Origin of the sequence: Microbacterium sp. NPDC060132, from assembly GCF_042729675.1 — a bacterium.
Lineage (GTDB): Bacteria > Actinomycetota > Actinomycetes > Actinomycetales > Microbacteriaceae > Microbacterium > Microbacterium sufflavum.
Window position 1 is genome coordinate 2,775,029 of sequence record NZ_JBHWXU010000001.1, and the last position, 21,293, is coordinate 2,796,321.

The 21,293-nt window shown below is 70.9% G+C and carries 22 protein-coding genes; 14 read left to right on the forward strand and 8 right to left on the reverse strand.

Annotation, left to right across the window (positions count from 1 at the left end; translation table 11 throughout):
* Positions 1-41 precede the first annotated feature (41 nt).
* From ACFWCH_RS13385 to ACFWCH_RS13400, 4 genes are all read right to left on the reverse strand, one after another.
* Positions 42-1,283, reverse strand: coding sequence for an MFS transporter (locus tag ACFWCH_RS13385; RefSeq protein WP_378803655.1), 1,242 nt, complete (start codon positions 1,281-1,283; stop codon positions 42-44).
* Positions 1,283-1,831: a helix-turn-helix domain-containing protein gene (locus tag ACFWCH_RS13390; RefSeq protein ID WP_136034507.1), complete on the reverse strand. Its 549-nt coding sequence runs from the start codon at positions 1,829-1,831 to the stop codon at positions 1,283-1,285. The genes ACFWCH_RS13385 and ACFWCH_RS13390 overlap by 1 nt, the downstream gene beginning before the upstream one ends.
* 89 nt (positions 1,832-1,920) lie before the next feature.
* On the reverse strand, positions 1,921-3,069 hold the full coding sequence (locus ACFWCH_RS13395) for a DUF4349 domain-containing protein (RefSeq protein ID WP_378803656.1): 1,149 nt from the start codon (positions 3,067-3,069) through the stop codon (positions 1,921-1,923).
* Complete coding sequence (locus ACFWCH_RS13400; protein WP_241115020.1) at positions 3,066-3,623, reverse strand: sigma-70 family RNA polymerase sigma factor; 558 nt, start codon at positions 3,621-3,623, stop codon at positions 3,066-3,068. The genes ACFWCH_RS13395 and ACFWCH_RS13400 overlap by 4 nt, the downstream gene beginning before the upstream one ends.
* A gap of 256 nt (positions 3,624-3,879) precedes the next feature.
* On the opposite strand from ACFWCH_RS13400, the gene ACFWCH_RS13405 reads away from it, so the two are divergent.
* Positions 3,880-4,887: a TerC/Alx family metal homeostasis membrane protein gene (locus ACFWCH_RS13405; RefSeq protein ID WP_136034513.1), complete on the forward strand. Its 1,008-nt coding sequence runs from the start codon at positions 3,880-3,882 to the stop codon at positions 4,885-4,887.
* A 16-nt stretch (positions 4,888-4,903) separates the two neighbouring features.
* On the opposite strand, the gene ACFWCH_RS13410 is transcribed toward ACFWCH_RS13405, so the two are convergent.
* The gene (locus ACFWCH_RS13410; RefSeq protein WP_247638723.1) at positions 4,904-6,217 is read right to left on the reverse strand and encodes an LLM class flavin-dependent oxidoreductase; all 1,314 of its coding nucleotides are present in this window, start codon (positions 6,215-6,217) and stop codon (positions 4,904-4,906) included.
* The gene (locus ACFWCH_RS13415) at positions 6,214-7,509 is read right to left on the reverse strand and encodes an O-acetylhomoserine aminocarboxypropyltransferase/cysteine synthase family protein (protein WP_378803657.1); all 1,296 of its coding nucleotides are present in this window, start codon (positions 7,507-7,509) and stop codon (positions 6,214-6,216) included. Before ACFWCH_RS13415 ends, ACFWCH_RS13410 begins: the two co-directional genes overlap by 4 nt.
* Positions 7,510-7,696: 187 nt before the next feature.
* Here ACFWCH_RS13415 and leuC point away from each other — a divergent pair, with 187 nt between their 5' ends.
* From leuC to ACFWCH_RS13445, 6 genes are read left to right on the forward strand one after another with little or no spacing between them, the layout of a single operon-like run.
* A complete protein-coding gene (gene leuC, locus ACFWCH_RS13420) occupies positions 7,697-9,142 on the forward strand; it encodes a 3-isopropylmalate dehydratase large subunit (RefSeq protein WP_247638724.1) in 1,446 nt (481 codons plus the stop codon).
* Between the two features lie 2 nt (positions 9,143-9,144).
* The gene (gene leuD, locus ACFWCH_RS13425) at positions 9,145-9,741 is read left to right on the forward strand and encodes a 3-isopropylmalate dehydratase small subunit (protein ID WP_136037000.1); all 597 of its coding nucleotides are present in this window, start codon (positions 9,145-9,147) and stop codon (positions 9,739-9,741) included.
* A gap of 60 nt (positions 9,742-9,801) precedes the next feature.
* Positions 9,802-11,169: a UDP-N-acetylglucosamine 1-carboxyvinyltransferase gene (murA, locus tag ACFWCH_RS13430; RefSeq protein WP_136034524.1), complete on the forward strand. Its 1,368-nt coding sequence runs from the start codon at positions 9,802-9,804 to the stop codon at positions 11,167-11,169.
* 5 nt (positions 11,170-11,174) lie between these two features.
* Positions 11,175-11,930: a 1-acyl-sn-glycerol-3-phosphate acyltransferase gene (locus ACFWCH_RS13435; RefSeq protein ID WP_136034526.1), complete on the forward strand. Its 756-nt coding sequence runs from the start codon at positions 11,175-11,177 to the stop codon at positions 11,928-11,930.
* Positions 11,920-13,053 (forward strand): NAD(P)H-dependent glycerol-3-phosphate dehydrogenase, encoded by a 1,134-nt coding sequence (locus tag ACFWCH_RS13440; RefSeq protein ID WP_136034529.1) that lies wholly within the window; start codon positions 11,920-11,922, stop codon positions 13,051-13,053. The genes ACFWCH_RS13435 and ACFWCH_RS13440 overlap by 11 nt, the downstream gene beginning before the upstream one ends.
* Positions 12,959-14,041: a D-alanine--D-alanine ligase family protein gene (locus ACFWCH_RS13445; protein ID WP_247638725.1), complete on the forward strand. Its 1,083-nt coding sequence runs from the start codon at positions 12,959-12,961 to the stop codon at positions 14,039-14,041. Before ACFWCH_RS13440 ends, ACFWCH_RS13445 begins: the two co-directional genes overlap by 95 nt.
* A 19-nt stretch (positions 14,042-14,060) precedes the next feature.
* Here ACFWCH_RS13445 and ACFWCH_RS13450 read toward each other — a convergent pair whose 3' ends face one another.
* Positions 14,061-14,543 carry a DUF3515 domain-containing protein gene (locus tag ACFWCH_RS13450; protein WP_206251329.1) on the reverse strand — a complete coding sequence of 161 codons (483 nt, stop codon included), beginning with the start codon at positions 14,541-14,543 and terminating at the stop codon, positions 14,061-14,063.
* 23 nt (positions 14,544-14,566) lie between these two features.
* On the opposite strand from ACFWCH_RS13450, the gene thiL reads away from it, so the two are divergent.
* Positions 14,567-15,562 (forward strand): thiamine-phosphate kinase, encoded by a 996-nt coding sequence (gene thiL / locus ACFWCH_RS13455; protein ID WP_136034536.1) that lies wholly within the window; start codon positions 14,567-14,569, stop codon positions 15,560-15,562.
* On the opposite strand, the gene rsmD is transcribed toward thiL, so the two are convergent.
* Positions 15,532-16,146 (reverse strand): 16S rRNA (guanine(966)-N(2))-methyltransferase RsmD, encoded by a 615-nt coding sequence (gene rsmD / locus ACFWCH_RS13460; RefSeq protein WP_247638726.1) that lies wholly within the window; start codon positions 16,144-16,146, stop codon positions 15,532-15,534. The genes thiL and rsmD overlap by 31 nt on opposite strands.
* Positions 16,147-16,207: 61 nt before the next feature.
* On the opposite strand from rsmD, the gene ACFWCH_RS13465 reads away from it, so the two are divergent.
* The 6 genes from ACFWCH_RS13465 (at position 16,208) to mutM (ending at position 21,293) form a co-directional block, all read left to right on the forward strand.
* A complete protein-coding gene (locus ACFWCH_RS13465; protein WP_378803658.1) occupies positions 16,208-18,382 on the forward strand; it encodes an ATP-dependent DNA helicase RecG in 2,175 nt (724 codons plus the stop codon).
* 30 nt (positions 18,383-18,412) lie between these two features.
* A complete protein-coding gene (gene coaD / locus ACFWCH_RS13470; protein WP_136034542.1) occupies positions 18,413-18,910 on the forward strand; it encodes a pantetheine-phosphate adenylyltransferase in 498 nt (165 codons plus the stop codon).
* A 114-nt stretch (positions 18,911-19,024) separates the two neighbouring features.
* A complete protein-coding gene (locus tag ACFWCH_RS13475) occupies positions 19,025-19,519 on the forward strand; it encodes a DUF177 domain-containing protein (protein ID WP_136034620.1) in 495 nt (164 codons plus the stop codon).
* A gap of 2 nt (positions 19,520-19,521) precedes the next feature.
* Complete coding sequence (rpmF, locus tag ACFWCH_RS13480) at positions 19,522-19,731, forward strand: 50S ribosomal protein L32 (protein WP_050721097.1); 210 nt, start codon at positions 19,522-19,524, stop codon at positions 19,729-19,731.
* 10 nt (positions 19,732-19,741) lie between these two features.
* Positions 19,742-20,434 (forward strand): ribonuclease III, encoded by a 693-nt coding sequence (rnc, locus tag ACFWCH_RS13485; protein ID WP_136034544.1) that lies wholly within the window; start codon positions 19,742-19,744, stop codon positions 20,432-20,434.
* Complete coding sequence (gene mutM, locus ACFWCH_RS13490; protein ID WP_247638728.1) at positions 20,427-21,293, forward strand: bifunctional DNA-formamidopyrimidine glycosylase/DNA-(apurinic or apyrimidinic site) lyase; 867 nt, start codon at positions 20,427-20,429, stop codon at positions 21,291-21,293. Before rnc ends, mutM begins: the two co-directional genes overlap by 8 nt.

Sequence of the window (21,293 nt, forward strand, 5' to 3'; positions counted from 1 at the left end):
TCCGGTTTGCCCGGAGGGCTTTCGTCGTCTGCGGCAGGTGCTCATCCCGCGGGTCGCAGCGACAGGATGCGGAAAGCCGCCGTGCGAAGGGGGACGATCATGAGCGCCATCATCGCCCCGCCGAACACCGCGAACGGCACCCAGACCGCGGCCGCCGAGGCGAGCGCCCCGAATCCGGCCATCGCCGCCGGCATCAGGCAGTCATCGCCGAGGCGGGTGAGCGCGCCCATCCGTCCGAGGTACGCGGTGTCGACCGTCGCGGAGAACGTCGCGCTCAGCAGCACCGAGGCGAACCCTGCGGTGGCGCCGATCACGAAAGCCGCCGTTCCCACCGTCCAGGCCGGTCCCACGCCCAGTGCCGCGATCCCCGCCCCCTGCACGACCAGCGCCCAGAATCCGCCGTAGGCCTCGCGCCGCGGACGCCACTTCGCGACCGAGACCGCCCCGAGCGCGGCGCCGAGGCCCAGCAGCGCCTCGAACAGTCCGACGGCCTGGGCGCCCCAGCCCTCGTCGTGCGCACGCAGCGCCAGACCGATGCCCACGGCCGGCCCCACGGCGAGGTTCAGCCCCGACAGCGCGATCACCAGGGTGCGCGTGGTGCGGTTCGCGGCCAGGTGGGCGAAGCCGGAGCCGATGCCGCGCAGAGTCGACTGCCGGGCGGCACGCGCCAGGCGGAACCGGGGGCGCAGCCAGAGGGCGAGGAACGCCAGGACGACCGTGAACGTGAGCGCGTTGACCGAGGCGCTGCCCACCAGCCCGATGTGCGCGACCACCAGGCCACCGGCGGCGGCACCGCCCATCGTCCCGAGTCGCGAGGCCGTCTGCGCGGCGGCCCCGTACGACGGCAGGTCGGACGTGCGCACGAGCTGCCGGGCGATGGCGCCCGCCGACGGCTCGTAGAACGCGTCGCACACGCCGAACGCGACCGCGGCGAACACCAGCACTGCGACGGTGGGGGGCGTCGCCAGCACCCACAGGGCGACGGCGACGAGAACGGCCACGCGGGCCACGGTGAACAGCAGCATCACGCGGCGGGCGTCCACGCGGTCCGCGAGCACCCCGCCGAACAGCAGGATCAGTGCCCGGGGGAGGGTTCCGGCGGCGACGATGAGCCCGGCGACCGCGGGGGACGCGATCTGCACCGCCGTCCACGCCAGGGCGATGGTCCACAGCGCATCCCCTGCGTCGGAGAGGGCCTTCACGCCGATCCAGGCATGGACCAGGCGGTCGCGCCGGAACGGCGGAGGCGGCGCGAGCTCGACCGGCTCCTCGACCGCGGTCATCAGGGCTCCGTGGGGAATGCGTGGGCGAACACGAAAACCGGCACGCGCTCCTGGCCGTCGTCCAGGGCGATGCCGCCCTGCCACTCGCGGATGGTCTGCAGCAGCCGCGCGGAGAGGTCCCGCAGCTCGTCGGGGGAGGCCCACGCGGTGGTCTCGGTGTTGGATGCGTCGTACCCGGCATAGGCGGGGTCGTCCCGGTGCCGGTGCCAGCGCTGGAGCCGGTCGATCTGCATGCGGATGCCCTGGCGTTGCGCCTCGCGGGCGAGCAGCGCATCGGCGGGGGAGTCGGCGAAGTCGTCCACCGACCAGGTGAGCCCTCGTCGGGCCACCCGCCACCAGCTGGTGCGGCGGTCGTCCGACTCATCGGGCGCGCGTTCGACGACGCCCGCGCGTTCGAGCATGCGCAGGTGATGGCTGATGCTGCCGACCTGGCTGTCGAGGGCGCGCGCGAGCGTGGTCACCTGGCACGTGCCGTAGAGCAGGAGGTAGTCGTAGATGCGGCGGCGCAGCGGGTGGTGCACGGCGGTGATCACGGAGATGTCTTCCACGGGCATCACGCTAGGGCGGGGTCCACGGGTGCACAAGAGTTCTTGTATACCCCGGGAAATCAGGGTTGCGAGTCGGGTCCCTCTCGCCGTCAGCCCTCGTCGCCCGTGCGCGCGGCCGGTGCCTCGGAGCGATTCCGGCGGGTGCGACGCGACCGACGGATCAGCCAGACCACGAGCACGACCACCGCGGCGACCGCCAGCCAGGGGAGCAGGAAGCCCACCGCGATGACCAGTGCGTTCAGCGACACGACGAGGCCGTTCCACCCCGCAAGGAGACCGTCGCCGAAACCAGCGGGGTCAGCCGTGCTCGGCGCGGTGGCCTTCGTCAGCTGCACCTGCAGCGACGACATCGCCACCTGATCGTCGAGGGCAGCGAGCTGCTGCTCGTACGACTCCAGCTGCGCTTGCCGGTCGGTGAGAGCCACCTCGGCCTCGATGAGCTCCGACACGCTGCCCGACTGCGCCATGAGCTGCGTGAGCCGGTCGACCGACGCCCTGGTCGAGTCGACGCGTGCCCGCAGGTCGATCGCGGTCGACGTCACATCCTGCTTCGACGTGGAGGACGACAGCACCTCGCCGGTGTCGCCGAGCGCCGCGATCACGGCGGTGAGGTCGGTGGAGGGAACGCGGATGCTGATCCAGCCGTACGCGGAGTCGGCGGGCGCGGGCGCGCGAGTGTCGTCCGCCGCGAGCGCCTTGCCCACCTCGGTGCTCTCGACGTAGCCGCCGTGCTCCTCGGCCAGCGCGGCGATGGCGTCCGCCGCGTCGGGGATGCTCTTCACCTGCACCGTGGCCTGCGCGGTCGCGATGATGTCGCGGCCGGCGTCCGCCGTGGCGGCCCCCGGCAGCGTCACTCCGGGCAGCATCCCGCCGCTCGTGTCGGAGCGCGCGCCGTCGCCGGGCACCGAACCGGGCGGGACCGCGGTGGTGCCCTCCGGCGCGGAGTCGGTCGACGACTCGGTCACCGCGTCGCCCGGGAGGCTCAGTCCCTCGACCGTCGACACCGCGGAGCCCCCGACGCTGTGCAGGATCGGCGGGGTGACGAGCACGCCGATCACGAACGCGGCGGCGATCCCGCCCCCGGTGAGCCAGGCGCGGCGGCGCCGACGGGCCTTCCCCTCCGCCGGCCGCGCCGGGGCGCGCTCCTCGGCGATCTCGGCGAACACCGCGTGCTCGATGCGGGCGATGGCCTCGTCCGACAGCTCGGGGAGCTGCTCGGCGGGAGTCTGTGCGTTCATGCGTCTCTCACTTCCTTCACGGCGCCGCGCAACTGCGTGCGCACTCGCGAGAGACGGTTCCGGACGACGGCGTGCGTGACCCCGAGCTCCTCCGCTGCGGCCTGATAGGCGTAGCCCTCCGCCGCGCACAGCCGGAAGATCTCCCGGTCGAGCTCGCTCAGCGTGCCCACCTCGGCAGCGATCCGCGCGGCGAGCGCGGCCGTGATGACCTGCTCCTCCACGCTGACCGTGCTCGCCAGCTCCTCGTCGACCGCGTCCGCCGTGTGCGCCCGGTCGCGGCGACGCTGGCGCAGGCGGTTCGCCGCCTGGAACCGGCAGATCGTCGCGAGCCAGGGCAGGATCGACTCGCCCTGCAGCTCCAGGCCGGGGAGCTTGCGCCACGCGACCACGAACGTCTCCTGGGTCACGTCCTCGGCATCGGCGGGGGAGGCGAGGATGCCCTGCGCGATCCAGTACACGGGCCGCACATGGGCCCGGTAGAGCTCGCGGAAGGCGCCCTCGTCGCCGGCTGCGGCCTGGGCCGCCCACCTCTGATCAGTCGTCTGGGAAGGCATCGGGTTTCCGTTCGGTGTCTCTCACCGGTGAGTGTCACGATCGGGCCCATCGTCTCAGACCCGGATTCCCGACGCGATCGCTCACGCCGCAGGTCGGATGCTCCGGTAGCATGGCTCCGGCGAGAGGGAGTATCCCGGACCCGCGCGTAACGTCATCACGAGCACCGACACCGCTGCTCCGGGCGCGCGACGCACTTCGGTGCGGGGGAGAGACTTTCGGACATCACCGACCCCTCGCGAAAGGTGCAGTGCGCCGTTGGACATCCCCGTCTGGTTCGAGATCACCTCGATGGTCGTGCTCACGATCATCCTGATCGGCGACCTCCTGCTCATCCGGCTGCGGCCGCACATCCCCTCGACGAAGGAGTCGACCCTCTGGGTGGTGTTCTACGTCGGGCTCGCGCTGCTGTTCGCGGTGCTGCTGGGAAACGTCGGCGGCTGGCAGAACGCGGGCGACTTCATCACGGGCTGGGCGCTCGAATACAGTCTCTCGGTCGACAACCTGTTCGTGTTCGTGCTGATCATGGCGCAGTTCGCCGTGCCGCGTCGGCTGCAGCAGCAGGTGCTGATGGTCGGCATCATCATCGCGCTGATCCTGCGCGGACTGTTCATCCTGGTCGGCGTCGCGGTGATCGAGAACTTCTCGCCGATCTTCTACGTGTTCGGCGCCTTCCTGGTCTACACCGCGATCCGCCAGGCCATGCCGGAGGGCGACCACGAGGACGAGGTCAAGCGCGAGAACTTCATCGTGCGACTGCTGCGTCGCCGCATCGACATCAGCGAGACGTACGACGGCTCGAAGATCCGCACGACCGTCGACGGGAAGCGCATGTGGACGCCCATGGTGATCGTGTTCATCACGATCGGCGTGACCGACCTCATCTTCGCGATCGACTCGATCCCGGCGATCTTCGAGATCACCACGAACGGCTTCCTCGTGTTCGCCGCGAACATCTTCGCGCTGATGGGGCTGCGGCAGCTGTACTTCCTCCTCGGCGATCTGCTCGACCGCCTGCGGTACCTCCACTACGGCATCGCCGTGATCCTCGGCTTCATCGGCATCAAGCTGATCCTGCACGCGCTGCACGTGAACGAGCTGCCGTTCATCAATGGCGGACAGCACGTGGAGTGGGTGCCCGACATCGACAACATGGTGTCCCTGGGCGTCATCCTCGTGTCGATGACGGTCGCCACGGTGGCCAGCCTCGTGGCGTCCTCGCGGGAGAAGCGCGCGGAGCGGCGCAGCGCCCCCGTCGGGGACTGAGCGGCCGGGAGGCCCGTCAGAACGATCGCAGGTTCGCCTGCAGCCCGCCGTCGGCGTACTCGCGCCGGAGCAGCCCGCGTCGGCGCAGGATCGGCACGAGCTCGTCGAGGGTGCGGTGCAGGGTGACGGGGTGGAAGTCTCCCCACAGGAGCACGCCGTCGTTGCCCCAGTCGCCGAGTTCCTCGACGAGGTCGGCGAACTCGTCCGCGGTGCCCACGAATCCCGTCCGGTCGGAGAGGCGTCCCGCCCGCGCGAGAGCGGTGAGGTGAGCGCGCAGCGGGGCGTCCTCGCCGCGGTCCCCGATCAGCCGCTGGATGCTGCCGCGCGACACGTGCGCACCGAAGATCGACAGGTCGAGCGGTCGGTCGAGGTCGAGCGTGGTGAGGTCGGTCTCCAGGTCGCTCGACTGCTTGCGGGCGATCTGGTGCAGCGCGGCGTCGTCGGGGCGCGCGGAGGCGGCGACGATGCGGTCGGCCTCCTCGCTCGACGACGTGATGACGGGCTGGATGGCGAACAGGATCGTGATGTCCTCGGGGCGTCGGCCCTTCGCGACAGCGGCCTCGTGCACTCTCGCGCGATAGTCGCGCACCGACTTCTCGTGCAGCGGGGCGAGGGCGAGCTGCACGTCGGAGTTCGCTCCCGCGAAGCCCAGGCCGCGTCCGGAGCCCCCGGGCGAGACGATCGCGGGCTCCCCGTCCGTGAAGGGCAGGGCGTTCAGCGGTCCGTCGAACGCGTAGTGGCGGCCGCGATGCGCGACGGGTCGCAGGCGACTGCCGTCGGCGTACACGTCGGTGGCGCGGTCGGCGACGAGCGCCCCGTCGTCCCAGCTGTGCCACAGCGACCGGATGCCGTCGAGCCACTCCTCGGCGCGGTCGTACGCCTCGTCGTGCCCGAGCTGCGGGGCGTCGGAGAAGTGCCGCGCGCTCCCGGTGTCGGTGACCACGTTGAGGCCGAGCCGATGGCCGCTCAGGTGGTGCAGCGTGGCGAACTGCCGCGCGGACGTGTACGGCAGCGATGCGGCGGGGTTCACGGTGGGGACCACGCCGAGGTGCCGCGTGGCCTGGAAGAGGTACGGCGCGAGCAGCAGCGGGTCGTGCTTCGGGCCGCCGAACGCGTGGCGCACCCGGAGGTCGATGGTCTCGGGCGAGCCGAGCGAGGGGCTGTCCTCGATGATCACGAGGTCGAAGCCCGCCTGCTCGAGCGTGCGGGCGGCCTCCTGGTACACCTCGGGCCGCGTCCAGTCGTAGTCCCAGTCGAGGGACGGGTAGCCCCACCCCTGCGGGCCGAAGCCGCGGGCGAGGAACCATCCGAAGTGCTGCGGCCTGGTCATGCCACCGTCTCCCGCACCGACTCGAGCACGCGCGCCAGGTCGGCCACGAGGTCGTCGACGTCTTCGATGCCGATCGAGAGGCGCAGCGTCCCCGGTGCGACGCCGAGCACGCGGCGCTCCTCGTCCGTGCGCTGCGCGTGGCTCGTGGTGCCCGGGTGCAGCACGAGCGAGCGCACGTCGCCGATGTGGGTCATGTGCGTGAACACCTCGACCTCCTTCACGAAACGACGCGCGGCGGGGAGGCCGCCGCGCAGCGTGACGGTGAAGATCGAGCCGAAGCCGCCGTCCAGGTAGCGTCGTGCGGTCGCATGGTGCGGGTGGGTCGGGAGGCCGGCGTAGTCCACGCTCTCCACGGCGTCGTGCGCGGCGAGCCAGCGCGCGACGGCGAGCGCGTTGCGCGACTGCCGCTCGACCCGCAGCCCCAGCGTCTCCGTGCCCTGCCCGATGAGGAAGGCGTTGAGCGGGGAGGGGGAGGCGCCGAAGCGCGGCGCGACCGACTCCCGCACGTACGCGATGCGGGCGTTGCCGCCGTGGCGGGCGTACACGCTCGGCAGTCCGCCGCGGCCGGGGAGCACGAGGTGCGGGGCGTTGTGTCCGGCGCGGTCGGCGTCGAAGCGGCCGTCGTCGACGATCACGCCGCCGAGCACGGAGCCGTGCCCGGCGAGGAACTTGGAGGCGGAATGCACGACGATCGCTGCGCCGTGCTCGAGCGGGCGCAGCAGGGCGGGAGTGGGGAGGGTGTTGTCCACGATCAGCGGGATCGCGGACTCGTCGCCGATCGCGCTCACTGCGGCGACGTCGAGCACGTCGTTGCGGGCGTTCGCGAGCGATTCGGCGAACAGCGCGCGGGTGGTGGGACGGATGGCCTCGCGCCAGGCGTCTGGATCGGCGATGTCGTCGACGAACGTGGTCTCGATGCCGAGGCGGGCCAGGTTGTCGAGGAAGAGCCCCCGGGTGCCCTCGTAGATGTGGGTCGACGACACGATGTGGTCGCCGGCTCCGACGACCGACAGCACCGCGGCGGTCACAGCGGCCTGACCGCTCGCCACGAGCACCGCGTCCGCCCCCGACTCGAGCGAGGCGAGCTGGCGCTCGACCGCGCGCACCGTCGGGTTCCCGGTGCGGGTGTAGCCGAATCCCGTCCCCGTGCCGAAGTGGTCGGCGGCGTGGTCGAAGTCGTCGAACTCGAAGCCGGCCGTGAGGTAGATCGGGGTCGCGCGCGACGCAGCGGTCTCGCGACGGCGTGCGGCGTGGACGGCACGGGTGGCGAAGCGGGCGGTGTCGACGGTCATGCGGGGCCTCTCGATCGGGCGGGTGAGCAACAGAGTGTCACGGCGCGTCGCGGCGTGTCCGAGCGGTGGTAACCTGACGTCATGCGGACCGTGCTCCTTCTTAGCGGCCGCGGCGAGACCTCGATCTGAGCCCCTCCTCGTCGCGGAGTCCATCGTGGGCCGAACCGCCAGCCACAGGAGACACGCCATGACCAGCCCCGATTCCGGAGCCCCTTCCGCACGCCGCAGGACCCTCGCCGAGAAGGTCTGGGACGACCATCTCGTCGTGAAGGGCGAAGACGGCCAGCCCGACCTCATCTACATCGACCTGCACCTCGTGCACGAGGTCACCAGCCCGCAGGCCTTCGACGGTCTGCGCAGCGAGGGCCGCCCACTGCGCCGCCTCGACCTGACGATCGCGACCGAGGACCACAACACCCCGACGTGGGAGATCGACAAGCCGATCGCCGACCTCACCAGTCGCACGCAGATCGAGACGCTGCGCCGCAACGCGGCCGAATTCGGGGTGCGCCTGCACTCGCTGGGCGATGCCGAGCAGGGCATCGTGCACGTGGTGGGGCCGCAGCTGGGCCTGACGATGCCCGGCATCACGGTGGTGTGCGGCGACTCGCACACCTCGACCCACGGCGCGTTCGGCGCGATGGCGTTCGGCATCGGCACGAGCGAGGTCGAGCACGTCATGGCGACGCAGACCCTGCCGCTCAAGCCGTTCAAGACCATGGCCATCACGGTCGAGGGCACGCTGCGCCCCGGTGTCACGGCGAAGGACATCATCCTCGCGGTGATCGCGAAGATCGGCACGGGCGGCGGGCAGGGCTATGTGCTCGAGTACCGCGGCAGCGCGATCCGCGCCCTCTCGATGGAGGGCCGCATGACGATCTGCAACATGTCGATCGAGGCCGGAGCCCGCGCGGGCATGGTGGCGCCCGACGAGACGACCTTCGCGTACCTGGAGGGGCGGCCGCACGCACCGAAGGGCCAGGACTGGGAGGACGCGGTCGCGTACTGGCGCACGCTGCCGACCGACGAGGGTGCCGAGTTCGACGCGGAGGTCTTCATCGACGCGAACGAGCTCGAGCCGTTCGTCACGTGGGGTACGAACCCGGGACAGGGGAGCTCCCTCTCCGCCGCGGTGCCGGACCCCGCGCAGATCGCCGACCCGAACGAGCGCGCTGCCGCCGAGCGCGCGCTGGAGTACATGGCTCTGACGCCCGGCACTCCGCTCAAGGAGGTTCCGGTCGACGCCGTGTTCATGGGTTCCTGCACCAACAGCCGGATCGAGGACCTGCGCGCCTTCGCGTCGATCATCCAGGGCAAGAAGAAGGCCGACGGGGTCCGCGTGATGGTCGTGCCGGGCTCCGCGCGCGTGCGGCTGGAGGCCGAGGCTGAGGGCCTCGACAAGGTCATCACCGACTTCGGTGCCGAGTGGCGTTTCGCCGGCTGCTCGATGTGCCTGGGGATGAACCCCGACCAGCTCGCCCCCGGTGAGCGGTGCGCGTCCACCTCGAACCGCAACTTCGAGGGACGACAGGGCAAGGGCGGCCGGACGCACTTGGTGTCTCCGCTCGTGGCGGCCGCCACGGCGATCCGCGGCACCCTGTCCAGCCCGAGCGACCTGACGGAAGAGGCCTGACCATGGAGAAGTTCACGACCCACACGGGCATCGCGGCTCCGCTGAAGCGGTCGAACGTCGACACCGACCAGATCATCCCCGCGGTGTTCCTCAAGCGCGTCACCAAGACCGGCTTCGAGGACGCGCTGTTCCACGGATGGCGGCAGGACCCGGAGTTCGTGCTCAACCAGCCCGTGTACCAGGGCGCATCGATCCTCGTCGCCGGTCCCGACTTCGGTACCGGCTCGAGCCGGGAGCACGCCGTGTGGGCGCTGCGCGACTTCGGCTTCAAGGTCGTGCTCAGCCCGCGGTTCGCCGACATCTTCCGCGGCAACTCCGGTAAGCAGGGCCTGCTCGCCGCGACGATCTCGGAGGACGACCTCGAGCGGTTCTGGGCCGAGATCGAGCGGAATCCCGGGGCGCAGATGACCGTCGACCTCGAGGCGCGCACCGCGTCGGTCGGCGGCATCCAGGCCGACATCGGCATCGACGATTACACTAGATGGCGGCTCCTCGAAGGGCTCGACGACATCGGGCTCACGCTGCGCAACGAAGACAAGATCGCGCAGTTCGAGGCCCGTCGCGAGTCGTGGCGGCCGCGGACCCTCCCCGTTCAGTGAGACGGAGGGGGCGGGGGAGCCAGGGGTAACCCCGCCCCCGATGAACGAAGTGAGGCCCCAATGACGACACCCGTGCGCGACGCTCTTCCCGACGACGTCCCTGCGCTCACCGGAGACGTCCTCGCCATCCGAGGAGGCCGACCGCTGCGTGGCCGGGTCGACGTCAAGGGCGCGAAGAACCTCGCCACCAAGGCGATGGTGGCTTCGCTCCTGGGAGAGACGACGAGCGTCCTGCGCGACGTGCCGGCGATCAGCGATGTGGCCGTGGTCCGCTCCCTTCTCGAGGTGCACGGTGTCCGGGTGTCGGAGGGCGATGAGCCGGGCTCGCTCGTGTTCGACCCGAGCGACGTGGAGTCGGCGCACTTCGAGGAGATCGACGCCCACGCGGGCGCGTCCCGCATCCCGATCCTGTTCTGCGGGCCCCTGCTGCACCGGCTGGGCCAGGCGTTCATCCCCGACCTCGGCGGCTGCCGCATCGGCGATCGCCCGATCGACTTCCACCTGGACGCGCTGCGCAAGTTCGGCGCGATCGTCGAGAAGCTGCCGAGCGGCATCCGCCTCTCGACCGGCGGCACCCGCCTGCACGGCGCCAACATCCACCTGCCGTACCCGAGCGTCGGGGCGACCGAGCAGGTACTGCTGACGGCGGTGCGCGCCGAGGGCGTCACGGAGCTGCGCAACGCCGCGATCGAGCCCGAGATCATGGACCTGATCGCCGTGCTGCAGAAGATGGGCGCGATCATCTCCTACGAGCCGAACCGGGTGATCCTCATCGAGGGCGTCGAGAAGCTCCGCGGCTACGACCACCGGTCGATCTTCGACCGCAACGAGGCGGCCTCGTGGGCGTCGGCCGCTCTGGCGACGGACGGCGAGATCTTCGTCGGCGGCGCCAAGCAGCAGGAGATGCTGACGTTCCTCAACGTGTTCCGCAAGGCGGGCGGCTGGTTCGACATCCAGGAGGACGGCATCCTGTTCCGGCGCGACGGCGACATCAAGCCGGTCGTGATCGAGACCGACGTGCACCCCGGCTTCATGACCGACTGGCAGCAGCCCCTCGTGGTCGCGCTGACCCAGGCGCACGGCCGCTCGGTCGTGCACGAGACCGTGTACGAGAACCGCATGGGCTTCACGGAGGCCCTCGTGAAGATGGGCGCCGACATCGTCGTGCACCCGCGCGGGCTGCAGGACGGCCCTCGCCGCGTGCCGCGCCGTGACCTGGAGCAGGCCGCCGTCATCACCGGCCCGACGCCGCTGCACGGCGCCGACATCGTCGTGCCCGACCTGCGCGGCGGATACAGCCACGTGATCGCGGCGCTCACGGCCTCCGGCGAGTCGAAGGTGTCGGGCGTCGACATCCTGGCCCGCGGGTACGAGAAGTTCCTCGCCAAGCTCGACGCGCTCGGCGCCGACTTCGACGTCCTCCGGTGAGCCCGATGGCTTCCCGGTCGCCGGAGAAGACGCGTCCGAGTCTGTTCTGGCCGCTCGCGGCGATCGTCATCCCGCTCGTGTCGCTGCTCGCCAAGATCCGTGTCACCGGTGGTGAGAAGCTGCCGCGCGACGGCGCGTTCGTGCTCGCCCCGAACCACTACTCCGAGTTCGACCCGCTGATCGTCGCGGTCGCCGTGTGGCGCATCGGCCGAGCCCCGCGGTTCATGGCGAAGGAGAGCCTGTTCCGTGTCCCCGTGCTCGGATGGGTGCTGCGTCGCACGGGCATGGTGCCGGTCGCGCGGACGTCGTCGGCGACCGCGGCCAAGCAGACCATGGCGCAGTCGGCGGAGCTCGTCGAGCACGGCCGCGGCGTGATCGTGTACCCGGAGGGCACGCTCACGCGCGACCCGGATCTGTGGCCGATGCGCGGCAAGTCCGGCGCGGTCCGCCTCGCCCTCGCCGACGGGATCCCGCTGATCCCGATGGCGCAGTGGGGTACTCAGGAGATCATGGGTCGCTATCAGAAGGGCCTGAGCCTGTGGCCGCTGCGCAAGCCGGTCCGCGTGCTGGTGGGCGACCCGATCGACGTCGAGGATCTGCGCGGGCGTGCGACCGAGCCCGCCGCGCTGACCGAGGCGACGAGCCGCCTGATGAACGCGATCACGGCGCTGCTCGAGGAGTTGCGCGAGGAGAAGGCACCAGCGGAGCGGTGGAACCCCGCGAGCCACGGCCAGAAGGAGACCGGTCGACTTGACTCCTAAGAGGAACACACCAGCGGGACCCCGGGTCGCCGTGATCGGCGCGGGCAGCTGGGGCACCACGTTCGGGAAGATCCTGGCCGATGGCGGAGCGCAGGTCACGATGTGGGCCCGCCGCGCCGAGCTGGCGCACGAGATCGACGAGGCCAAGCGCAACTCGCGCTACCTGCCGGGCATCAACCTCCCGCGCACCATGGCGGCCACGCACGAGCTCTCCTCGGCGCTCGACGGGGCGGAACAGGTGTACCTGTCGGTGCCGAGCCAATCGCTGCGCGAGAACCTCAAGGCGCTGCGACCGCTGATCGCGTCCGGCGATGCCCGGATCGTCAGCCTCATGAAGGGGGTCGAGCGGGGCACGGGTCTGCGCATGAGTCAGGTGATCGAGCAGGAGCTGCGCTGCGACCCGGAGCGCATCGCGGTGGCGTCCGGCCCCAACCTGGCGCTGGAGATCGCGCGCGAGCAGCCCACCGCGGCCGTCATCTCGTCGCTGAGCCAGGAGACGGCGGAGGTCGTGGCGCGGGCCGCGCGCAACGGCTACTTCCGCACGTTCGTGAACACCGACGTGATCGGCACCGAGTTCGGCGGGGTGCTGAAGAACCTCATCGCCGTCGCGATCGGCATCGTCGACGGCGTCGGCTACGGCGAGAACACCAAGGCCTCGATCATCACGCGTGGTCTGGTCGAGATGACCGACTTCGCGGTCGCGAACGGCGCGCAGCCGGAGACGCTGCAGGGGCTCGCGGGGCTCGGCGACCTGATCGCGACGTGCCAGTCGCCGCTGAGCCGGAACAACACGGCCGGGCGGCTGCTCGGACAGGGCTATTCGTTCCAGGACGTCGTGAAGCAGATGCAGCAGACCGCGGAGGGGCTGGCCTCGGTCGCCCCCGTGCTGCAGCTCGCCCGCGAGGCCGGCGTCGACATGCCGATCGTCGAGCAGGTGAAGATGGTGCTCGACGGCAAGATGGATCCCCGGGATATCGCCCCGCATCTCACGACGGACGACGACACCCCGCAGGGGGAGAGGACCAACCATGGACAAGCAGACGGTGGTGGTGCTCTTCGGAGGGCGCTCCAGCGAGCATTCGATCAGTTCCGCAACGGCGGGGGGAGTGCTCGGCGCGATTGACCGCGACCGCTACGCGGTGATCCCGGTGGGGATCACGCGCGAGGGCGCCTTCGTGCTGGAGGACGACGACCCGGCGAAGTTCCCGCTCGATGCGGCGCACCTGCCCGAGGTGGTCGACAATGGCACGCGCATCCTGTGGCCGGAGCCGGGCGGCGACCGCACGCTCCGCGTGGTGCACCCCGGCGGCGCCGTCGACGGTCTCGGCGAGATCGACGTGGTGCTGCCCATCCTGCACGGACCGCACGGCGAGGACGGCACGATCCAGGGGTACTTCGACACGCTCGAGGTGCCGTACGCGGGCGGCGGCGTGCTCGATTCGGCGCTGTGCATGGACAAGCACTTCATGAAGATCGCCCTGCAGGCCGCGGGCATCCCGGTCGCGCCGTGGGTCACGGTGCGGCGCGCGGCGTGGGACGGCGACCCGTCGTCGGTACGCGAGCAGGCGGCCGGTCTGGGCCTCCCGGTGTTCGTGAAGCCCGCACGGGCGGGCTCGAGCGTGGGGGTGTCGAAGGTGAGCGCCCCGGAGGAGCTCGACGCGGCTCTCGCTGTGGCGTTCGCGGAAGACGACAAGGTCCTCATCGAGTCGGGGATCACCGGGCGCGAGATCGAGGTCGCGGTGCTGGAGGCGGCGGAGGGTGTCCGTGCCTCGCTCCCGGGCGAGATCGTCCTCACGTCGCGCGGCTTCTACGACTTCGAGGGCAAGTACCTCGGCGGCGACGGGGTCGACGTCGTGTGCCCGGCCGAGCTGAGCGACGCGGAGGTGTCGGCGGTGCAGGAGGCCGGGGTCCGCGCGTTCGAGGCGGTGGACGGCCGGGGCCTCGCCAGGGTCGACATGTTCCTCACGCCGTCGGGCGAGCTCGTGGTGAACGAGCTGAACACGATGCCCGGGTTCACGCCGATCTCGATGTTCCCCAAGTGCTGGGTGTCCTCCGGGCTGAGCTACCGCGACCTGATCACGGAGCTGGTGGAGGCGGGTCTGCGCCGCTGACCCGGGTTCTCCGCGGCGCTCAGCCCGCGGGGAACTCCACGCGGTCCGTGCACTGCGCGGTCGCGGGCGACAGGCCGGACTGGATGCTCGACGAGAGGGTGTTCACGATCGATTGGAAGTCGATCTGCTCGCCGCGGCGGATGATGACCTCCACCGCGGGCTCGCGCCCGTAGGTGACGAGGCGCTGCCGCTCCTCCTCCTGATCGAGCACCAGCCAGTCGACGCCGCCGAGCGTCGTGCAGACGAGCGCCGATGGCGCGGGGGGCTCCACGCCGCAGCGCAGCACGATCGTGGGGTCGCCCCAGGCGCCCGTGGCCTGCGCGTCGGTCCACACCCGGTCGAACCCGTCGACGCTGTCGGGGAGCAGCACGGAGACGGAGGCGCAGCCCGGATCGTTGGCGTCGTCCGCGGGTTCCAGGTGGACGGTGGTCGAGCATCCGGTGACGACGGCGGCGAGGGCGATCGCCCCGGCGACGGCGGCGAGACGACGAGAACGGGGCATGCATCCAGGCTACCTTTGACGACATGCACTCCCGACCCGATGCCGACGACCCGCGCCTGGCAGAGCTCTCGGAGGGACGCATCCTGCGGTCGATCCTGAGCCGCACGACCCCGGGAGCGCACACGCTCCTCGGGCCGGGTGATGATGCGGCCGTGATCGCGGCGCCGTCGGGCTCGGTCGTCGCGACGACGGACACGCTGGTGCACGGTCCCGACTTCCGACTGGCGTGGTCCAGCGGGCATGATCTCGGCTGGAAGGCCGCGGCCGTGAACCTCGCGGACGTCGCGGCGATGGGGGCGCGTCCGACCGCGCTGCTGGTGGCCCTGGCGGTGCCGCGCGATCTGCGGTTGTCGTTCGTGGAACGGCTGGCCGACGGATTCCGCGATGCGTGCGCGGCCCTGGCGCCGGGGTGTGCGGTGGTGGGCGGCGACCTGACGGTGTCCGATGTGCTGACGGTGGCGGTGACCGCTCTCGGTGACCTGGAAGGGCGCCCTCCCGTCACGCGGGCGGGTGCGCGACCCGGTGACGTGGTCGCGGTCGCCGGCGAACTCGGTCATGCCGCGCATGGGCTCGCGATCTTGTTCGGGCGCTTCCGCGACGGGGACGCGCCGATTCCGGTCGACCCGTCCCTGCTCGGACCAGGGGAGAGCGCGGCGGTGGCTGCGCAGCTGCGTCCGTCGCCGCCGATCGGGCTGGGCGTGGTGGCCGCGGCGGCCGGGGCGACCGCGATGATGGACGTCTCCGACGGGCTGGCGCTCGACGCGCGGCGGATGGCGGATGCCTCGGGGGTGACGATCGCGCTGGAGCGCGCCGAGCTCGGTGACTTCCCGGAGCGGGCGCTGGCGGGCGGGGAGGATCATGCGCTGCTGGCGAGCTTCCCGGACGGGATCCTGCCGCCGGGGTTCCGGGCGATCGGCACCGTGAGGGAGCGCGCGGACGAGAACCTGCTCTGCGACGACCTCCCGGTCGACGTCAGCGGCTGGGACCCCTATCGCGACTGGGACTCCGTGGCGGGCTGATCCTGTTCCGCAGGCGCGGCCTCGCCCGCGCGTTCGCACCACCAGAGCGCGGTGTCGCCATAGGTCTTCTCGCGGAATACGTGCAGTTCCGCCGCCTCGACGTCCGGAGGGGTGGAGCGACGGGCACGTTCGACGATCAGCACCGCGTCGTCGCTCAGGAGCGGCGCGAGGGCGATCAGGTCCGCGGTCATGGCGGCGTCATCGAGGTCGTACGGCGGGTCCGTGAACACGAGGTCGTAGGGCCCCGTGGCGCGGGCCAGGTAGGAGCGGACGCTCGCTTCGTGCACCCGTGCCGGCGGCCGGCCGCTCGCCCTGGCCACGGCTCCCGCGTTACGGCGCACGACGGCCGCGGCGGGGCGACCCCGCTCGACCAGGTCGGCGGTCGACGCTCCGCGGCTGAGCGCCTCGAGCCCGAGGGCCCCTGAGCCGGCGTACAGGTCGAGGACCCGCGCGCCGTCGATCGCTTCGAGCGACTCGAGCGCGGCGAACAGGGACTCCCGCACGCGATCGCTCGTGGGCCGCGTCCCCGCCCCAGGAACCTCGAGACGGATGCCGCGCGCGCGTCCTGCGATGATCCTGGTCACCCGTTCACGATACGACAGGGGGCGACGACGTCGTGTCGGTCGCGTTCTCTAGACTCGGAGCATGTCGCTCACGCTCGAATCCTCGCTGGAGGAGGCTATCGGCGCGGCGTCGGCCAAGACGCTGGGTCGCGCCTTCGGCATGAAGACCGTGGGCGATCTGCTCGGCCACTACCCGCGGCGCTATGCGGATCCGGGTGAGCTCACGCCGATCCGCGATCTCCCGATCGGCGAGACGGTCACGATCGTCGCCGAGGTGCTGTCGTCGAGCTTCCGTCGTATGCGCAACCGACCCGGCGCGATGGTGGACGTGGTGATCGGCGACGGGGTGGGCCGCATGTCCTTGACCTTCTTCGCGAAGAACATCGGTGCGGCCGAGTGGCGGTCGAACGATCTCGCGGTCGGCCGACGCGGGGTATTCTCCGGCAAAGTGGGCGAGTTCAACGGCGTCACGCAGTTCGCGCATCCCGAGTACGAGCTGTTCGATGATGAGGATGCGGCGCGCCGTCGGGCCGACGCGCGGGCGGCGGTGCCCATTCCCATCTACCCGGCGACGTCGGCGATCCAGACGTGGCAGATCGCCCGCCTGGTCGGCCGCGTGCTGGACGGGCTGACCGAGGTGCCTGAGCCGCTGCCCGAAGAGGTCCGTCGCGGCGAAGAACTGCTCACGGCGCGGGAGGCGCTCGAGCGCATCCACCGCCCCCGCACGCGCAACGACATCGACCCCGCGGTGCGCACCCTCCGCATGCACGAGGCGCTGACCCTGCAGACGGCGCTGCTGCAGCAGCGCCAGGCGGTGCGCGCCCTGGCGGCCACGTCGCGCCCGGCTCACCCCGGTGGGCTCCTCGAACGGTTCGACGCTGCGCTGCCGTACACCCTGACCCCCGACCAGGAGACCGTGGGCGCGCAGATCGCGCATGACCTGGTCGGTGCGTGGCCGATGAACCGACTGGTGCAGGGCGAGGTCGGCTCGGGAAAGACCCTCGTCGCGCTGCGCGCCATGCTGCAGGTGGCCGAGAGCGGGGGACAGGCGGCCCTGATCGCCCCGACCGAGGTCCTCGCGGCCCAGCACCTGCGCTCCATCACGAAGATGCTGGGCCCGCAGCTCGCCCCGCTGCTGATGCCGACGCTGCTCACGGGTCAGCTCCCCGCGGCCGAGCGGCGCAAGGCTGCGCTCCGGGTCGCCTCCGGGCAGTCGCTCATCGTGGTCGGGACGCACGCGCTGCTGGGGGAGAAGACCACGTTCGCCGATCTCGGGCTCGTCGTTGTCGACGAGCAGCACCGCTTCGGTGTGGAGCAGCGGGAGGCGCTGCGCGCGAAAGGATCCAGTCCGCACGCGCTCGTCCTCACCGCGACGCCGATCCCGCGCACGGTCGCGATGACGGTCTTCGGCGACCTCGACACCTCGGTCATCCGCACGATGCCCGCCGGTCGCGCCGGCATCGAGTCGTACGTCGCTCCGCTGGCCGAGCATCCCGGCTGGTTCAACCGCGTGTGGGAGCGGGCGGCGGAGGAGATCGCGCAGGGTCGACAGGTGTTCGCGGTATGCGCGGCGATCGACACGGCGGCGAAGACGGCGGAGGCGGGCGAGCAGGAGCTTTTGGCGCCGGAGGGCGGGAAGGGGCCGCGCTGGGGCGTCGTGCAGCTCGACGAGGCGCTGGCCACGCATCCGACGCTCGGCGGCCTCCGGCGCGCGGTGCTGCACGGGCGCATGCCGTCGGAGGAGAAGGATGCGGTGATGCAGTCCTTCGCCCGCGGCGACATCGATCTGCTGCTGGCGACGACCGTGATCGAGGTCGGGGTCGACGTGCCCAACGCCTCGACCATGATCGTGCTCGATGCCGACCGCTTCGGGGTGTCGCAGCTCCATCAGCTGCGCGGACGTGTGGGTCGTGGCGGCGTGCCGGGGTTGTGCCTGCTGGTTACCGAGGCCGAGGAAGGCTCCGTCGCGCGGGAGCGGGTCGATGCGGTCGCTGCGACCCTGGACGGGTTCGCCCTGGCCGAGGTCGATCTGGAGCTGCGGGGGGAGGGCGACGTGCTCGGTGCTGCGCAGGCGGGCGTGCGCTCGTCGCTCAAGCTGCTCAGGGTCGTGAAGGATGCGGCGCTGATCACCCGCGCGAGGGAGCTCGCGGAGGGGATCCTGTCCGACGACCCGGAACTCGCGCGCCACCCCGGTCTCCGCGACGCCATCGGTCGCCGCGTGACGGACGAGGACCGCGCGGCGCTGGCGAAGAACTGACGCCGTTCGGCCGTGCCCTAGGCTGGATGCATGAGCAGCAGGATCGCCGTCGTCCCGGGTTCGTTCGATCCGCCGACCCTGGGTCACCTCGATGTGATCCGCCGCGCGGCCGCCCTGTACGACGAGCTGCACGTGCTGGTGGTGCACAACCCCGGCAAGGAGGCGATGCTGCCGATCGCGCAGCGGCTGTCCCTGCTCGAGCGCTCGATCGCCGAGGACGGCATGCAGGGCAACATCGTGATCGGCTCCTGGAGCATGGGTCTCCTCGTCGACTACGCGCGCGACGTGAACGCGGGCGTGCTGGTGAAGGGCATCCGCTCGCAGGTCGATGTCGCGTACGAGTCGCCGATGGCGATCGTGAACCGTCACCTGGCCGACATCGAGACCGTCTTCCTGCTGCCCGATCCCGCGCACGCCATGGTGTCGAGCTCGCTCGTGCGCCAGGTCGCGTCGCTGGGGGGAGACATCGCGCCGTTCGTTCCGCCGGCCGTCGCGTCGTTCCTCGACACCGGTGCGCGCGGCCTCTGAGGCCGCCCGTCCGGCCCGGTCGCAGGGAGACCCCGGTAGCATTGAGGGGTGCGTTCCCGACTCAACAGCCCCTTCGTGCTCCCCGTCCGTGACATCGTCCGGCGTCCGGGGGAGATGCGCGAGCACACCTTCACGGTGACGCTCCCCGAGCAGTGGGGGGAGGGCATCGTGACCTTCGAGTCAGGCTCCGAGCTGGATCTCGACGTGCGTCTGGAGTCGGTTCACGAGGGCATTCTCGTGTCCGGTTCCGCGGATGGAGAGTACGTCGGCGTCTGCGGCCGCTGCCTCACCGACATCTCCGAGCCTGTCGAAGTCGAGTTCCAGGAGCTTTTCGCGTATCCTGGTGAGGAAGAAACTGACTTCGAGGTTCAAGACGACCACGTGGATCTTGAAACTCTCGTCAGGGATGCGGCCGTATTGTCGCTTCCATTTCAGCCGGTGTGTCAGCCGGATTGCCTCGGGCTCGACCCGGTCACAGGCGAGAGGCTGACCGAGAGCACCGGGACGGAGCAGGCCGCTCCCATCGATCCTCGATGGAGTGCGCTCCAGCAGATCACAGACCAAGACGGCACGGCAGAGAGCCGTGCCGCCGAGAAAGAAGAGAGCTAGTCATGGCTGGTAACCCCCCGAAGCGCAAGGTCTCCCGTTCGAACACCCGCTCGCGTCGCGCGCAGTGGAAGGCGGAGGCTCCGGCGCTCGTCAAGACCGTCGAGAACGGCAAGGTCGTCTACAGCCGTCCGCACCAGGCGAAGGTCGTCACCGACTCGCAGGGCACCGAGCTCTTCCTGGAGTACAAGGGCCGCAAGGTCGCCGACGTCTGAGTCGCGTACCGTGACGGAGGTCCCCGGGGGGACGAGACCTCTCCCAGCAAAGCTCCGCGTCGACATCGACGCGGAGCTTCTGGAGTTGGCACTCACCCATCGCTCTTACGCCTACGAGCACGGCGGCATCCCGCACAACGAGCGCCTGGAGTTCCTCGGCGACTCGGTGCTGGGGCAGGCGGTGACGGTGATGCTGTTCACCACGCACCCCGACCTCGACGAGGGCGAACTGGCCAAGCGGCGGGCAAGCGTCGTCTCGACGGTGGCCCTGGCCGAGGTGGCCCGCGGTATCGACCTCGGAAGTCATCTCTTGCTGGGTCGCGGTGAGGAGCAGACGGGCGGTCGCGACAAGGACTCCATCCTGGCCGACACCATGGAGGCCGTGATCGGCGCCACCTACCTCTCCGCGGGGCCGGAGGCGGCGACCGAGCTGGTGCTGCGATTGACCGAGCCTCTGCTGGCGGACCCGGAGCGCTACGGCGCCGCGATGGACCCGAAGACCAGCCTGCAGGAGCTTGCCGCCCGGGTGGGTGCTACGCCGCCGCAGTACTCGGTCGAGGCGAGCGGACCGGATCACGACCGTCGCTTCACGGCCACGGTCGCCGTCGGAGACGTCGAGATGACCGGCACCGGAAGCAGCAAGAAGACCGCGGAGATGGCGGCCGCGCTCAGCGCCTGGCGCGTGCTCAACGAGCGTGCCTGAGCTTCCCGAGGTCGAGGTCGTCCGCGCGGGCCTCGCCCCGGCCGCGGTCGGCGCGACGATCACGGCCGTGAGCGTCTTCGACGAGCGCGCCCTCACCAGGCACACGGCGGGTGCTGCCGACTTCGTGCAGCGCCTCGAGGGACGTGCCGTCACGGCGGCGATGCGTCGCGGCAAGTTCCTGTGGCTTCCCCTCGATGACGACGGGGAGTCGGCGCTGATCGCGCACCTCGGGATGAGCGGACAGCTGCTGCTGCGGGCTCCCGACGCTCCGTCCGAGCGCCATGAACGCGTGCGCCTCGGGATCGAGCATCCCGTTCACGGTGAGCTCGCGGTCGTATTCGCGGATCAGCGCACGTTCGGCTCCCTCGCCGTCGATGCCTTGGTGGAGGACGGGCCCTCGCGCGTACCGACGCAGGTGGCGCACATCGCGCGCGATCCGATGGACCCGTTCTTCGACGACGACGCCTTCCGACTGGCTCTCGCTCGCCGGCACAGCGCGGTCAAGCGGGTGCTGCTCGACCAGGGCGTCGTGAGCGGTATCGGCAACATCTATGCCGACGAGTCGCTGTGGGCCGCGCGTATCCACCCCGAGACGCCGGCCGATCGACTCTCGACCCCGGCCGTGCACCGTCTGCTCACCGAGGTCCGCACCGTGTTGGCGAAAGCCCTCGCCGAGGGCGGGACCAGCTTCGATGCGCAGTACGTCAACGTGAACGGCCAGGCGGGGTACTTCGCCCACTCCCTCAATGCCTACGGCCGCGGCGGGGAGCCGTGTCCGCGGTGCGGCGGCGCCATTCGGCGGGTGTCGTTCATGAACCGGTCGTCCCACTTCTGCCCGACCTGCCAGCGCCGCCGCTGA

Coding starts and splice junctions, on each gene's coding strand:
- ACFWCH_RS13385 (WP_378803655.1), bottom strand. CDS start 1,283: ATGACCGCGGTCGAGGAGCCGGTCGAGCTCGCGCCGCCTCCGCCGTTC.
- ACFWCH_RS13395 (WP_378803656.1), bottom strand. CDS start 3,069: ATGAACGCACAGACTCCCGCCGAGCAGCTCCCCGAGCTGTCGGACGAG.
- ACFWCH_RS13400 (WP_241115020.1), bottom strand. CDS start 3,623: ATGCCTTCCCAGACGACTGATCAGAGGTGGGCGGCCCAGGCCGCAGCC.
- ACFWCH_RS13410 (WP_247638723.1), bottom strand. CDS start 6,217: ATGACCAGGCCGCAGCACTTCGGATGGTTCCTCGCCCGCGGCTTCGGC.
- ACFWCH_RS13415 (WP_378803657.1), bottom strand. CDS start 7,509: ATGACCGTCGACACCGCCCGCTTCGCCACCCGTGCCGTCCACGCCGCA.
- leuC (WP_247638724.1), top strand. CDS start 7,697: ATGACCAGCCCCGATTCCGGAGCCCCTTCCGCACGCCGCAGGACCCTC.
- leuD (WP_136037000.1), top strand. CDS start 9,145: ATGGAGAAGTTCACGACCCACACGGGCATCGCGGCTCCGCTGAAGCGG.
- murA (WP_136034524.1), top strand. CDS start 9,802: ATGACGACACCCGTGCGCGACGCTCTTCCCGACGACGTCCCTGCGCTC.
- ACFWCH_RS13435 (WP_136034526.1), top strand. CDS start 11,175: ATGGCTTCCCGGTCGCCGGAGAAGACGCGTCCGAGTCTGTTCTGGCCG.
- ACFWCH_RS13445 (WP_247638725.1), top strand. CDS start 12,959: ATGGACAAGCAGACGGTGGTGGTGCTCTTCGGAGGGCGCTCCAGCGAG.
- ACFWCH_RS13450 (WP_206251329.1), bottom strand. CDS start 14,543: ATGCCCCGTTCTCGTCGTCTCGCCGCCGTCGCCGGGGCGATCGCCCTC.
- thiL (WP_136034536.1), top strand. CDS start 14,567: ATGCACTCCCGACCCGATGCCGACGACCCGCGCCTGGCAGAGCTCTCG.
- ACFWCH_RS13465 (WP_378803658.1), top strand. CDS start 16,208: ATGTCGCTCACGCTCGAATCCTCGCTGGAGGAGGCTATCGGCGCGGCG.
- coaD (WP_136034542.1), top strand. CDS start 18,413: ATGAGCAGCAGGATCGCCGTCGTCCCGGGTTCGTTCGATCCGCCGACC.
- ACFWCH_RS13475 (WP_136034620.1), top strand. CDS start 19,025: ATGCGCGAGCACACCTTCACGGTGACGCTCCCCGAGCAGTGGGGGGAG.
- rpmF (WP_050721097.1), top strand. CDS start 19,522: ATGGCTGGTAACCCCCCGAAGCGCAAGGTCTCCCGTTCGAACACCCGC.